This window comes from Brevundimonas sp. NPDC090276, from assembly GCF_044772165.1.
Classification (GTDB): Bacteria; Pseudomonadota; Alphaproteobacteria; order Caulobacterales; family Caulobacteraceae; genus Brevundimonas.
Window position 1 is genome coordinate 996,089 of sequence record NZ_JBIVYK010000002.1, and the last position, 12,250, is coordinate 1,008,338.

The 12,250-nt window shown below is 66.7% G+C and carries 15 protein-coding genes; 1 reads left to right on the top strand and 14 read right to left on the bottom strand.

Features of this window, described 5'->3' with window-relative positions; genetic code table 11:
• Positions 1 to 53: 53 nt before the first annotated feature.
• Both ACIQTU_RS10670 and ACIQTU_RS10675 read right to left on the bottom strand, forming a co-directional pair.
• On the bottom strand, positions 54 to 590 hold the full coding sequence (locus tag ACIQTU_RS10670; protein ID WP_400546403.1) for a YceD family protein: 537 nt from the start codon (positions 588 to 590) through the stop codon (positions 54 to 56).
• Complete coding sequence (locus ACIQTU_RS10675) at positions 587 to 1,114, bottom strand: ubiquinol-cytochrome C chaperone family protein (protein WP_400546406.1); 528 nt, start codon at positions 1,112 to 1,114, stop codon at positions 587 to 589. Before ACIQTU_RS10675 ends, ACIQTU_RS10670 begins: the two co-directional genes overlap by 4 nt.
• Before the next feature lie 87 nt (positions 1,115 to 1,201).
• On the opposite strand from ACIQTU_RS10675, the gene bamE reads away from it, so the two are divergent.
• Positions 1,202 to 1,681 carry an outer membrane protein assembly factor BamE gene (bamE, locus tag ACIQTU_RS10680; protein ID WP_400546409.1) on the top strand — a complete coding sequence of 160 codons (480 nt, stop codon included), beginning with the start codon at positions 1,202 to 1,204 and terminating at the stop codon, positions 1,679 to 1,681.
• Between the two features lie 54 nt (positions 1,682 to 1,735).
• Here the strand turns inward: bamE and ACIQTU_RS10685 are convergent, their stop codons facing one another.
• The 12 genes from ACIQTU_RS10685 to hemA form a co-directional block, all read right to left on the bottom strand.
• Complete coding sequence (locus ACIQTU_RS10685) at positions 1,736 to 3,886, bottom strand: sodium-translocating pyrophosphatase (RefSeq protein WP_400546412.1); 2,151 nt, start codon at positions 3,884 to 3,886, stop codon at positions 1,736 to 1,738.
• 180 nt (positions 3,887 to 4,066) lie between these two features.
• Entirely contained in the window at positions 4,067 to 4,492 is a 426-nt protein-coding gene (locus ACIQTU_RS10690) for a hypothetical protein (RefSeq protein WP_400546415.1), read from the bottom strand.
• A gap of 39 nt (positions 4,493 to 4,531) precedes the next feature.
• Positions 4,532 to 5,521 carry a thiamine-phosphate kinase gene (thiL, locus tag ACIQTU_RS10695; protein ID WP_400546418.1) on the bottom strand — a complete coding sequence of 330 codons (990 nt, stop codon included), beginning with the start codon at positions 5,519 to 5,521 and terminating at the stop codon, positions 4,532 to 4,534.
• Complete coding sequence (nusB, locus tag ACIQTU_RS10700) at positions 5,508 to 6,002, bottom strand: transcription antitermination factor NusB (RefSeq protein ID WP_400547110.1); 495 nt, start codon at positions 6,000 to 6,002, stop codon at positions 5,508 to 5,510. The genes thiL and nusB overlap by 14 nt, the downstream gene beginning before the upstream one ends.
• Positions 6,003 to 6,043: 41 nt before the next feature.
• Positions 6,044 to 6,508, bottom strand: coding sequence for a 6,7-dimethyl-8-ribityllumazine synthase (ribH, locus tag ACIQTU_RS10705; protein ID WP_400547113.1), 465 nt, complete (start codon positions 6,506 to 6,508; stop codon positions 6,044 to 6,046).
• A complete protein-coding gene (ribB, locus tag ACIQTU_RS10710; protein WP_400546421.1) occupies positions 6,502 to 7,635 on the bottom strand; it encodes a 3,4-dihydroxy-2-butanone-4-phosphate synthase in 1,134 nt (377 codons plus the stop codon). The genes ribH and ribB overlap by 7 nt, the downstream gene beginning before the upstream one ends.
• On the bottom strand, positions 7,635 to 8,225 hold the full coding sequence (locus ACIQTU_RS10715) for a riboflavin synthase (RefSeq protein WP_400546424.1): 591 nt from the start codon (positions 8,223 to 8,225) through the stop codon (positions 7,635 to 7,637). Before ACIQTU_RS10715 ends, ribB begins: the two co-directional genes overlap by 1 nt.
• A 60-nt stretch (positions 8,226 to 8,285) precedes the next feature.
• Positions 8,286 to 8,918, bottom strand: a complete 633-nt coding sequence (locus ACIQTU_RS10720; protein ID WP_400546427.1) for a RibD family protein — start codon at positions 8,916 to 8,918, stop codon at positions 8,286 to 8,288.
• Positions 8,918 to 9,394, bottom strand: coding sequence for a transcriptional regulator NrdR (nrdR, locus tag ACIQTU_RS10725; protein ID WP_292083034.1), 477 nt, complete (start codon positions 9,392 to 9,394; stop codon positions 8,918 to 8,920). The genes ACIQTU_RS10720 and nrdR overlap by 1 nt, the downstream gene beginning before the upstream one ends.
• A gap of 12 nt (positions 9,395 to 9,406) precedes the next feature.
• Positions 9,407 to 10,690, bottom strand: coding sequence for a serine hydroxymethyltransferase (gene glyA, locus ACIQTU_RS10730; protein WP_400546431.1), 1,284 nt, complete (start codon positions 10,688 to 10,690; stop codon positions 9,407 to 9,409).
• A gap of 80 nt (positions 10,691 to 10,770) precedes the next feature.
• Positions 10,771 to 10,956 carry a DUF6898 family protein gene (locus tag ACIQTU_RS10735; RefSeq protein WP_400546434.1) on the bottom strand — a complete coding sequence of 62 codons (186 nt, stop codon included), beginning with the start codon at positions 10,954 to 10,956 and terminating at the stop codon, positions 10,771 to 10,773.
• Positions 10,953 to 12,179 carry a 5-aminolevulinate synthase gene (hemA, locus tag ACIQTU_RS10740; RefSeq protein WP_400546437.1) on the bottom strand — a complete coding sequence of 409 codons (1,227 nt, stop codon included), beginning with the start codon at positions 12,177 to 12,179 and terminating at the stop codon, positions 10,953 to 10,955. Before hemA ends, ACIQTU_RS10735 begins: the two co-directional genes overlap by 4 nt.
• Between the last annotated feature and the right edge of the window lie 71 nt (positions 12,180 to 12,250).

Genomic DNA, 12,250 nt, shown 5'->3' on the forward strand with positions numbered 1-12,250 from the left:
GGATGCAGGACGCAAATGTCGCACCCTTGGGATGCTACCAGGTCGACGTCAGGTCAACCTTCGCCGGAATCGTCCTTGGATTGCAGGGACTTCAGCACCGCAAAAGGCGAGATTTCGCCCGGTTCCTTAGGCTGTTCGAACACCGCACCCGGCTTGCGCGGGAAGGGATCCAGGCTCAGCGCCAGTTGTTCGACGGCGTACTGGCCCAGGTCCAGGCTGCCGCCTTCGATCTGGTCGGGCGAATCATCATCCAGCTCCAGATCGATTTCGCCCTCTTCATCAGCCTCGTCGCGCTCGCTCGCCTCGACCATCTGCACCGAGAACTTGCGATCGACATGAACCGGAAGCGGCTCCAGCGTCAGACCGCAGGTCTGAACCGCATCGGCCACAACCCGTCCGTCCAACCGCCAACCTGACACCGTCGGGACCAGGTTGATGTCTACTTGGAACGCCTCCAGCGCCCGAAGGTCCAGCGCTCGGGCGATCCGCTTGATGGCGTCGGCATCCGGTGTCAGGCGACGCTGCACGCCCGCACCGATCTGGTGCAGTCTCAGCGGCTCGCTGTAGGGCAGAGGAGGAAAGTCGTTCATGCGGTGATCTCCGCCCAGGCCGGGGCCTTGGACACGGTTTCAAACGACTGGGTCGTCAGGTTCTGACGCGACGTGACGGCATAACGCGCCAGGGCGTGTCCGGTCGCGACGTCGGCGCTTTCATAGACGTTCTTGGCCAGGGCCGCGGCCAGGGCGCCCACATCTTCGGCGCGCAGCGGGCCTTCATAGGCGCTCATACGGCCATACAGGGACTCGCCCAGCTTGCGCATCTTCTTGCCGACCGACACGTCGCCGACGCCCAGTTCGCGCAGGGTGTGATCCAGCGAAGAGATATAGGTGTCGAACAGCTTCTGGGCCGCGACCTCGCCGCGCTCGCCGTCCTGCTTGAGGCGAAGAAACAGAATCAGCACGTGCAGGGTGTAGAGCTCGAATCGGGCGTCGATCCGGTCAGCGACGCCCAGCGACGTGTAGAAGGCCGGCTGACGCGCCTGTTCGACCGCCAAGGCATACAGGGCGTCGCCCTGACGCTCGTCGGGCCGTTGTCGGAAGAGATTTCTTAGCATGAGCACCAGCCCCTTTTTCGCCGCGCCGTTGCACTAGGACGCAGCGCCGGTTAGGTCAAAGACCTTGTTATGCTGAGGCGGACGCTGATGCCCCGAATTACACCGATCTTCGCCGCTGTCGCACTGGCCGCCGCTGCCGGCGCCTGTGCGCCTACCATCGCCACCCAAGGCTTCCAGGCGATTGACGCCAAGCCTCAGGATGTCGTGGCCGGCACCGACACGCGCGAAACCGTCCTGTCGCGTCTGGGATCGCCGTCGACGACCTCAACCTTCGAGCCTGAAACCGTCTGGTACTATCTGACCCAGACGACCGAGCGCTACACCTACAACAAGGCGCAGGTGTCGCAGCGGACGATCACCGAGATCACCTTCGACAAGGCCGACGGCAAGGTCGCCGCGGTCCGCACCCTGGGCCTGGAGGATGGTCGCCAGATCGCCATGGAGCGCCGCGAAACGCCGACTCGCGGTCGCCAGCTGTCGATCATGGAACAACTGCTCGGCACCGTCGGCCAGGGCCAGTTGCCGCGTACCGAAGAAAACGTCCCCGGCCAGCGTCGCCCGGACTAAGGCTTCGGGCCGAAAAGATCAGGCCCCGGGGAGCGATCCCCGGGGCCTTATTCATTAGACGATCTTTCCGCTCGCCAGCACCGCCAGCAGCAGCAAGGCGACGATGTTGGTGATCTTGATCATCGGGTTCACCGCCGGACCGGAGGTGTCCTTGTAGGGATCGCCCACGGTGTCGCCGGTGACAGCGGCCTTGTGCGCTTCCGAGCCCTTGCCGTGGACCACGCCGTTCTTGTCCGTGAAGCCTTCCTCGATCAGCTTCTTGGCGTTGTCCCAGGCGCCGCCGCCCGAGGTCATCGAGATGGCCACGAACAGGCCGGTCACGATCACACCCATCAGCATGGCCCCAAGCGCAGCGAAGGCGTTGGCCTTGTCCGGCTGGATCAGCATGACGACCACGAACAGGACGATCGGCGACAGTACCGGCAGCAGGCTGGGTACAATCATCTCGCGGATGGCCGCGCTGGTCAGGATGTCCACCGCCTTGCCGTATTCCGGCTTGGTCTGGAACGTCATGATCCCGGGGTTTTCGCGGAACTGACGACGCACCTCGGCCACGACAGCCTCGGCCGCGCGCCCCACCGCTGTCATCGACATCCCGCCGAACAGGAAGGGCAGCGCCCCGCCGAACAGCAGGCCCACGACGACATAGGGGTTCGACAGATCAAAGGCGACCGCCCCCATCCCGTGGAAGAAGCTGCCCGGCGCGGCCTCGGCCGAGAAATGCTTCAGGTCTTCCACATAGGCGGCGAAGAGGACCAGAGCGCCCAGACCCGCCGAACCGATGGCGTAGCCCTTGGTCACGGCCTTGGTGGTGTTGCCCACCGCGTCCAGGGCGTCGGTCGAGACGCGGACTTCAGGAGCAAGGCCGGCCATCTCGGCTATGCCGCCAGCGTTGTCAGTGACCGGACCAAAGGCGTCCAGCGCCACGATCATCCCCGCCACGCCCAGCATGGTCGTGGTGGCGATGGCGATGCCGAACAGACCCGCCAACTGGAAGGCCGCGACGATGCCGACAATGATGGTCAAGGCCGGCAAGGCCGTGGATTCCAGCGAGACGGCCAGACCCTGGATGACATTGGTGCCGTGGCCCGAGACCGAGGCGTTGGCCACCGACTTGACCGGACGGAAGCCGGTGCCGGTGTAGAACTCGGTGATGACCACGATGGCCGCCGTGACCAGCAGGCCGACGACGCCCGCCCAGAACAGGTTCATCGGCTGGATCAGCAGCCCGCCCGAGGTCTCGACCGCACCAGGCAGCAGCTGATTAATGACCCACCAGACCGCGATGACCGACAGGACGCCGGTCACGATCAGGCCCTGATACAAGGCCCCCATGATATTGCCGCCCTTTCCCAGACGGACGAAGAACGACCCGATGATCGAGGTCACGATGCAGATGCCACAGATCGCCAGCGGCAGCATCATCATCACTTCGACGTAGGGCTGGCTGCGGAAGAAGATGGCCGCCAGCACCATGGTCGCCACGGTCGTGACGGCATAGGTCTCGAACAGGTCTGCGGCCATGCCGGCGCAGTCGCCGACGTTGTCGCCCACGTTGTCGGCGATGGTGGCGGCGTTGCGGGGATCATCCTCGGGGATGCCGGCCTCGACCTTGCCCACCATGTCGCCGCCCACGTCGGCGCCCTTGGTGAAGATGCCGCCGCCCAGTCGCGCGAAGATGGAGATCAGCGAGGCGCCGAAGCCCAGGGCCACCAGGCCGTCGACGACCGTGCGGCTGGTGCTCTCAAACCCCATGCCCTGGGTCATGAAGGCGTAGTAGCCCGACACGCCCAGAAGCGCGCCGCCCGCCACGAACATGCCGGTGATGGCGCCCGAGCGGAAGGCCAGGTCCAGCCCCTTGGCCAGACTTTCAGACGCCGCCTGGGCCGTGCGCACATTGGCCCGCACCGAGATCAGCATCCCGGCGAACCCCGCCGCGCCGGACAGCACCGCCCCGATCAGGAACCCGAGCGCAGCCCAGGGCCCGATAAGCAAAAAGGCCGCGACCAAGATCACGACCCCCACCATACCAATCGTTGTGTACTGACGCTTCAGATAGGCCGACGCCCCCTCCTGGATCGCCGCGGCGATCTCTCGCATCCTGTCGTTACCAGTGCCGGCCTTCATCAGGACGGCGGTCTGGACGGCGCCGTACAGCACCCCCAGCGCGCCGGCCGCGATGGCCAGCCAAACATAATTCATCATGGCGTTTCCAAGCCCTTGTGCAACGAGCACACGGATCCTTGGCGCGGGCGGGCTTTGCGCCTCTCACCGCCTTCCGGTCCCCCCGTGCGCCTACGGACGCAACTTCACGTCCCCCGGGAATTGCGGCTCAACTGTGTCAAAAGCTTCGTCGTGAAGCAACAGCGGTTTCTGAGACGCTTTTCAGACGCCCTGCATGCCCGTGCGGCGGCGCGGGGTCTGGCTGACGACCTCCACGCGTGTCACGGCCCCCCGGCCGATCAGGGTCGAGGCGGACCGGATCAGACTGGCGCTCAGGGCCGCCGTGTCCAGCGCCACCCAAGTGTTGGGCAGGACGAAGGGCGTGCGATGCCCGGCGCGGACCAGGGCGTCGCGCAGATAGGCCTCCTTGGCCCGAACCGCCTCGACCGTATGGCCCGCCCCCAGGTGCAGCTTCAGCACGATGAAGACGTAGTTGCGCACCCGCCCGTCGGTGATGACCGGCAAGCCCATGCCGGGCAGGTTCAGAACGGCGGCGGCGGGTTCGGCCTTCTCACTGGCGCGCGCGGTTCCAGCCATCGCGGTGGCGGTCAGGAGGGCTCCAGCCTGGATCAGGGCGCGACGTTGCATGGGTCCCACCCTGCCCTGCCCCGGTTAGGATTCCGTTGCCTAGTCGTGGGTCCAGCCGGTTCGCGTCGGGGTGATTTCCTGCCCCAGGTGGCGAACCGTTACGCCCTTGCCCTCGGTCACGCGGCCAATGCGGGTCAGGCGCAAATGGCGTCGCTCCGCTTCACGACGCAGGGCGTTCTCGGCGCCCGCCGGGATGGTCAGGATGATCTCGTAGTCGTCGCCGCCGGTCGCCAGCAGTTCCAGCGCTCCTTGCGGATCGACGCGGCTGTCCAGCCAGGCCTGGGCCGCCGCTGACAGCGGCAGGACCTCCAGATCCAGCTCGACGCCCACACCGCTGGCCTCGGCGATGTGACCCGCGTCGGCCAACAGGCCGTCGGAAACATCGGCGCTGGCCGTGGCCAGACCACGCACGACCGGAGCGAACTCCAGTCGCGGCATGGGGGTGCGATAGGCGGCCTCCAGGGCGTCCATGCGCTCGGGCTCCAGCGACAGCGTCCCTTGCGCCGCCTGCAGGCCCAGCCAGCCGTCGCCTATGGTGCCGGTGACGAAGACCAGATCGCCGGGCCGCGCCCCGCCTCGGCTGACCGTCGAGGACGACGGGGCCCAGCCCATCAGGGTGGCGGAAAAACTGGCCGGTCCCGGCGTCTTGACCGTGTCGCCGCCCAACAGGGAAATATCGAAGATGGCCTGATCGCGCCTCAGCCCGGCGACAAAGGCCTCGCGCTCGGGCCAGCCGCAGCGTTCGGACCAGTGGCAGGCCAGCAGGTAGCCGAACGGCTCAGCCCCCTTGGCAGCCAGATCGGACAGGTTCACGCGCAGCAGCTTCTGCGCCACCGTGTCCAGAGGGTCGTCGGGCAGGAAGTGGACGCCCTCGATAATGGCGTCCTTGGTCAGGATCAGATCATGCCCCGGACGCGAGGGCAGCACAGCCACGTCGTCGGCCAGCCCCCTCGCCCATTCCGGGTGCGCCAGCGGCTTCAGTAGCCGCTGGATGGTCTCGAATTCGCCAGCGACATCAATCGCGGGCATCGCGCGCCACGCCGTCCAGCGCCGCGTTCACGAACTTGGCTTCGGCGTCGTCGAAGAAGGCCTTGGCCAGCTCGACATATTCGTCGATCACGATTTCACGCGGCACGTCGGGCTTGGACTTCAGTTCCCAGGCGCCGCAGCGCAGCAGGGCGCGCAGGGTGGCGTCCAGACGCTCCATGCGCCAGTTCGAGGCCAGACGCGCCTTGACGGCCTCGTCGATGCCCCGCTGATCCTCGACCACGCCATGGACGATGTCGGAGAACCACTGCTCGTCAGCCTCGGCCAGAGGCGCGCCGTCGATGTCGGCGTCGAAGCGGTGATTGCGGAATTCCTTGACGACGACTTCGACGCCCTCGCCCGCCAGTTCCATCTGGTACAGGGCCTGAACGGCGGCCAGGCGGGCGACCGTGCGGGCGCGGCGTTGGCGGCTGGTCAGCTGCGGCTCGGCGCGGGCTTTGTCGGCCTCGGCCAGTTGGGCCATGACTTCTGCGACGGTCGCCGGGGTGGTGTTGGTCGGCTCGGTCACGAGGCCAGTCCTCCGCGCAGGCGCTTGCGCAGCGCGATCAGGTCCAGACAGGCGCGAGCGGCGCCGCCGCCCTTGTCGCCTTCGCTCATCCGGGCGCGGGCCCAGGTCTGGTCTTCGTCCTCGGTCGTCAGGATGCCGTTGCCGATGGCCAGGCCCTTGAGGCCCAGTTGCATGATGCCGGCGGCCGACTGATCCGAGACGATCTCGAAGTGATAGGTCTCGCCACGGATGACGCAGCCCAGGGCCACGTAACCGTCGTAGCGCGGCGCGGTCGGGAAGCGACCGGCTTCCTCGGCCATGGCGATGGCGGTCGGAACCTCCAGGGCGCCGGGCACGGTGACGACGTCGAACTGGGCGCCTTGCGCGCGCAGGGCGTCCTTGGCCCCTTCCAGAAGGGCGTCAGCCAGATCGTCGTAGTAACGCGCCTCGACGATCAGGACGCGAGTGGGGTCGTTCAGGATTGGTCTTCTCCGTCCATGTCGCGCCAGCCGGCGATGCGCAGGCCGTAGCCTTCAAGCGCCGTCGGATTGGGGCGGGTCGAACTCATGATGATCATGTCGCGCACGCCGAGATCCAGCAGGATCTGGGCGCCCACGCCATAGGCTTTGATCGCGCGGTCTGCGGCGGCGGGCTTGTCGCCGCCGACGAGGCGTTCCGACAGGCGGTGCAGGCCCGGGTCGCGCAGGAAGACGGCGACGCCGGGGCCCTTGTCGGCGCTGAGAGCCTTGAGCGCGCGGGGGATATAGTCCTGACGGGCCTCGATATGGCCCAGCAGGTCGGCGGCGAAGTCGATCTGGTGCATCCGCACCACGGTCGGCTTGGACGGGTCGATGTCGCCGTGGACCAGGGCGACGTGCTCGGCGCCCTCGATGGTGTCCTTGTAGACGATCATGCGGAACGGGCCGCCGTGGACGCTCTCGAACGGGGTATCCAGCACGCGCTCGACGAAGCGCTCAGTGCGGCGGCGATAGGCGATCAGGTCGGCGATGGTGCCGATCTTCAGGCCGTGCAGCTGGGCGAAGGCGATCAGGTCAGGCATCCGCGCCATCTCGCCGTCATCCTTGATGATCTCGCAGATCACCCCGGCCGGGATCAGGCCGGCCATGCGGCTGATGTCGACGGCGGCCTCCGTATGGCCGGTGCGGACCAGAACCCCGCCGTCGCGCGCCACCAGCGGGAAGATGTGGCCAGGCGAGACGATGTCGTCGGCGCCGCGCGACGGATCGGCGGCGACCTGAACGGTGCGGGCGCGGTCGGCGGCGGAAATGCCAGTCGTGACGCCGTCCTTGGCCTCAATGGAAATGGTGAAGGCCGTGCCCATGCTTTCGCGGTTTTCCGCGGCCATCGGCGGCAGGCGCAGTTGCTTGGCGCGCTCGGCCGTCATGGCCAGGCAGACCAGACCGCGCGCATGCTTGATCATGAAGTTGATCTGATCCGGCGTCGCGAACTGGGCCGGAATGATGATGTCGCCCTCGTTCTCGCGATCCTCGGCGTCCACCAGGATGTAGGGACGGCCGTTGCGGGCGTCCTCGAGAATGTCCTCGATCGGGCTGATCGGGCTATCGTTCATATTCGCCGCCAGTTGCATCACGCCGTCTCCTGCCACCGCGCGAGGTAGCGCGCCAGCATGTCGATCTCCAGGTTGACCTTGTCGCCGACCTTGAGGCCGCCGAGCGTGGTCGCATCCCACGTATGCGGAATGATGTTCAAGTCGAAGCGGCGCTCTTGCACCCCATTCACGGTCAGGGAAACCCCATCGACGGTGATTGAGCCCTTGGGCGCGATAAATCGGTGCAAAGGCGCGGGCGCCTCGATCACGATGCGGTGCGATCCGCCCTCCGGCGTGATGGAGACGACCTCGCCCAGACCGTCGACATGGCCCGAGACGATGTGGCCGCCCAATTCGTCGCCCAGCTTGGCGGCGCGCTCCAGATTGACGCGCGTATTCTCGGCCCAGTCGCCGAGTTTGGTCTTGGACAGGGTCTCGCCCGACACCTCGACGGCGAACCAGCCCTCGCCCTTTTCGGTCACAGTCAGGCAGCAGCCCGCGTGGCTGATGGAGGCGCCGAGGTCGATGCTGGCCGTGTCCCACACGGTTTCGATCTCATAGCGACGGTCGCGGTCGGTTTGGCGGACGCTGCGGACGCGGCCGATGTCGGTGACGATGCCGGTGAACATGGAAACTCCGGTCCCTTCGGACCCAAAAAACACAGTCTGAATAGTCTGAATCGTCTGAAATCAGCCGCCAGAGCGCGTGTAGCGTTCCCACAGGTCATCTCCGACAGGCTCGACGCCCAGACGACGGAACTTGGGGGCGTCAGCCAGCTTTGCAAGCGCCAGAGAGGCCACGCAGGGCCTGCCCTCCCCGCCCAGCAGGATCGGGGCGCGGAACCATTCGATGGCGTCCACCACACCCGCCTGCAGGAATGAGGCGACGACGCGGCCTCCGCCCTCGATCAGCAAGGAGCTGACGCCGCGGGCGGTCAGGGCGTCCAGAACGGCGGCGACGGCGGGGCGACCGTCGTCGGCGGCGACAGCGACGACCTCGGCCTGACCGATGGCGTGGGCGGTTGCGGTCGTCAGGATCAGGCTGTGGCCGCTGGTGATCTTGGCCGTCGCGGGGGTGCGCAGGCGGCTGTCGAGGACGACACGCAGGGGATGCGGCCCGGCGTAGTCAGGAAGACGCACTGTCAGTTCGGGATCGTCAGCCAACACAGTCTCGACGCCGACCAGGATGGCGTCATGGGTCGCGCGCAGGCGGTGGCCCTGCTGACGGGCTTCCGGCCCGGTGATCCACTGGCTTTCGCCGGACGCCGTGGCGATGCGACCGTCCAGCGACGTGGCCAGCTTCAGGGTGACGCGCGGGCGCATCAGCGCGGGTCGTCGGGCTTGGTCTCGTCGAAGCCCTCGTCGCCCAGGAATTTGGCGAAGTCGCCCGTATGGCGGAAGTCCTTGTAGACCGAAGCGTAACGGACGTAGGCGACCTCATCGACCGACTTCAGCGCCTTCATGATGAAGTCGCCGACGATGTGCGACGGGATCTCGGTCTCGCCCAGGCTTTCCAGCTGGCGCACGATGCGGCTGACCAGAAGTTCGACCTGATCAGGCTGCACCGGACGTTTGCGCAGGGCGATGCCCAGCGAGCGTTCCAGCTTGTCGCGGTCGAAGGGGGTGCGGCGGCCGTTCCGTTTCAGGATGACCAGTTCGCGCAGCTGCACCCGCTCGAAGGTGGTGAAGCGCCCGTTGCACTGCGGGCAGGACCGACGGCGGCGGATGGCCGCGCCGTCGTCAGACGGGCGGCTGTCCTTGACCTGGGTGTCGGCGTTTCCGCAGAAAGGGCACTTCATCCAGTCAGTCCCTTAGCGGTAGATCGGGAAGCGCGCGGTCAGTTCGCGCACCTGGGCGGCGACGCCCGCGACGACGGCCGGATCGGCTTCATCGCCGCCGTTCATCGACGAGACGACGTCGGCGATCCAGTGGCCGATCTGCTTGAACTCTTCCTCGCCGAAGCCGCGCGTCGTGCCGGCCGGGGTGCCCAGACGGACGCCCGAGGTGACGGTGAAGGGCGCGGTGTCGAACGGCACGCCGTTCTTGTTGCAGGTCATCAGCGCCTTCTCGAGCTCATGCTCGGTGGCCTTGCCGGTCACGCCCTTGGGACGCAGGTCGACCAGCATCAGGTGGCTGTCGGTGCCCCCCGAGACGATGGCCAGGCCGCGCTCGATCAGGACGCCGGACAGGGCCTGGGCGTTCTTGACGACTTGTTGGGCATAGCCCTTAAACTCAGGCTTCAGAGCTTCACCGAAGGCCACGGCCTTGGCGGCGATGACGTGCTCCAGAGGGCCGCCCTGCAGGCCGGGGAAGACGGCCGAGTTGATCTTCTTGCCCAGGTCCGCGTCGTTGGACAGGATCATGCCGCCGCGCGGACCGCGCAGGGTCTTGTGCGTCGTGGTGGTGACGACGTGGGCGTGCGGGATCGGGTCGGGATAGACGCCGCCGGCGATCAGACCGGCATAGTGGGCCATGTCGACCATCAGATAGGCGCCGACCGAATCGGCGATCTCGCGGAAGCGCTTGAAGTCGATGTGACGCGAATAGGCCGAGGCGCCGGCCAGGATCAGCTTGGGCTTCTCCTTCTGGGCCATTTCGGCGACATGGTCATAGTCGATCAGATGGGTGTCTTCGCTGACCTTGTAGGTCACGGGGCGGAACCACTTGCCCGACTGGTTGGCGGGCGAACCGTGGGTCAGGTGACCGCCGCATGCCAGGTCCATGCCCAGGAAGGTGTCGCCGGGCTGCAGCAGGGTGAAGAAGACGGCCTGGTTGGCCTGGGCGCCCGAGTGAGGCTGGACGTTGGCAAAGGCGGCGCCGAACAGTTCCTTGGCGCGCTCGCGGGCCAGGTCCTCCGTGACGTCCACGAATTCGCAGCCGCCATAGTAGCGACGGCCGGGGTAGCCCTCGGCGTACTTGTTGGTCAGGACCGAGCCCTGTGCGTCCAGCACCGCCTGCGAGACGATGTTTTCCGAAGCGATCAGCTCGATCTGCTCCTTCTGGCGGCCAAGCTCGCCCTGGATGCCCTTGAAGATCGCCGGATCAGCGTCGGCGAGGCTCTTGGAGAAGTACGAGTCGTGGGTGAAGGCGGTCACTGGCAGGCATCCCGAAGGCTGAGGGCGGAAACGGCGCTCCCTTCTAGGCCGCGCCGCCGAACACCACAACATCTAGGGGGTCAGCGCTGTGACAACGCTCGTTTCAGTTTGGCGATCGCCACGCGTTCGACCGCGCGCGGCTCCAGCGCCGGGCCCATGGCGGAGACCTCGACGCCCGTGGACGTGTGGATGGCCGAGCATTTCACATAGGCGCCGTTGCGGACGAACTCGACGATGACCTCGCCGAGTTCGGCGTCGGTCGTCATGCCGCGACCGGACGACGCGCCACGTTGCAATGCGAGAACAGCTTGTCCATCGCGTCGACCAGCTTGTCGATCATGCCGTCGTCATGGTTGGGCGACGGGGTGAAGCGCAGGCGCTCGGTCCCCTTGGGCACAGTCGGATAGTTGATCGGCTGGACGTAGATGCCGTGCTCTTCCAGCAGCATGTCCGAGATCAGCTTGCAGTGAACCGGATTGCCGACGTGAACCGGCACGATGTGGCTGACGCTGGGCAGGACCGGGATGCCGGCCTCCAGCAGGCGGCGCTTCAGGGTCTCGGCGCGTTCCTGGTGGGCGACGCGCAGTTCCGGGTGGGCCTTGAGGTGGCGCACCGAGGCCAGGGCGCCGGCGGTCAGGGCGGGCGGCAGGCTGGTGGTGAAGATGAAGCCCGAGGCCCAGCTTCGGACGGCGTCCACGATCACCGCGTCGGCGGCGATATAACCGCCCATGACGCCGATGGCCTTGCCCAAGGTGCATTCGACGATGTCGATGCCGTCCAGCACGCCGTCGCGCTCGGCCACGCCCGCGCCGGTTTCGCCGTACAGGCCGACCGCATGGACTTCGTCCAGATAGGTCATGGCGCCGTATTTCTTGGCCAGGGCGATGGTGCCGGCGATGTCGGCGATGTCGCCGTCCATCGAATAGACGCTCTCGAAGGCGATCAACTTGGGCGCGCTCAGCGGCGCGGCGGCCAGCAGTTCCTCGAGGTGTTCCAGGTCGTTGTGGCGGAAGATGTGGCGCGGGCCGCCGCCGTGGCGGATGCCCTCGATCATCGAGGCGTGGTTCAGCGCGTCCGAGAAGATGATCAGGCCCGGCAAGATCTTCTGCAGGGTCGACAGTGTCGCCTCGTTGGCCACATAGCCCGAGGTGAACAGCAGGGCCGCTTCCTTCTGATGCCAGCTGGCCAGCTCGGCTTCCAGATCGACCGCCGAGCGGGTGGTGCCCGAGATGTTGCGCGTGCCGCCGGCGCCCGCGCCGGTCTGGTCGATCTCGGCCGTCATGGCCTCGACCACGACCGGATGCTGGCCCATGCCCAGATAGTCGTTGGAGCACCAGACCACGACGTCCTGTTCGGAGCCGTCGTCGCGTCGGCGCACCGCCTGCGGGAACTGGCCGCGCACGCGCTTTAGGTCGGCGAAGACGCGATAGCGCCCCTCGCTGCGGACCTGCTCTACCGAGTTTTGAAAGGCGGACTTATAGTCGAACAAGACGGTAGTTCTTTCGCTTATACAGCTTTCCCCGCCTAATTGCGCTCGCCGACCAGCCTTGTCCATGACGA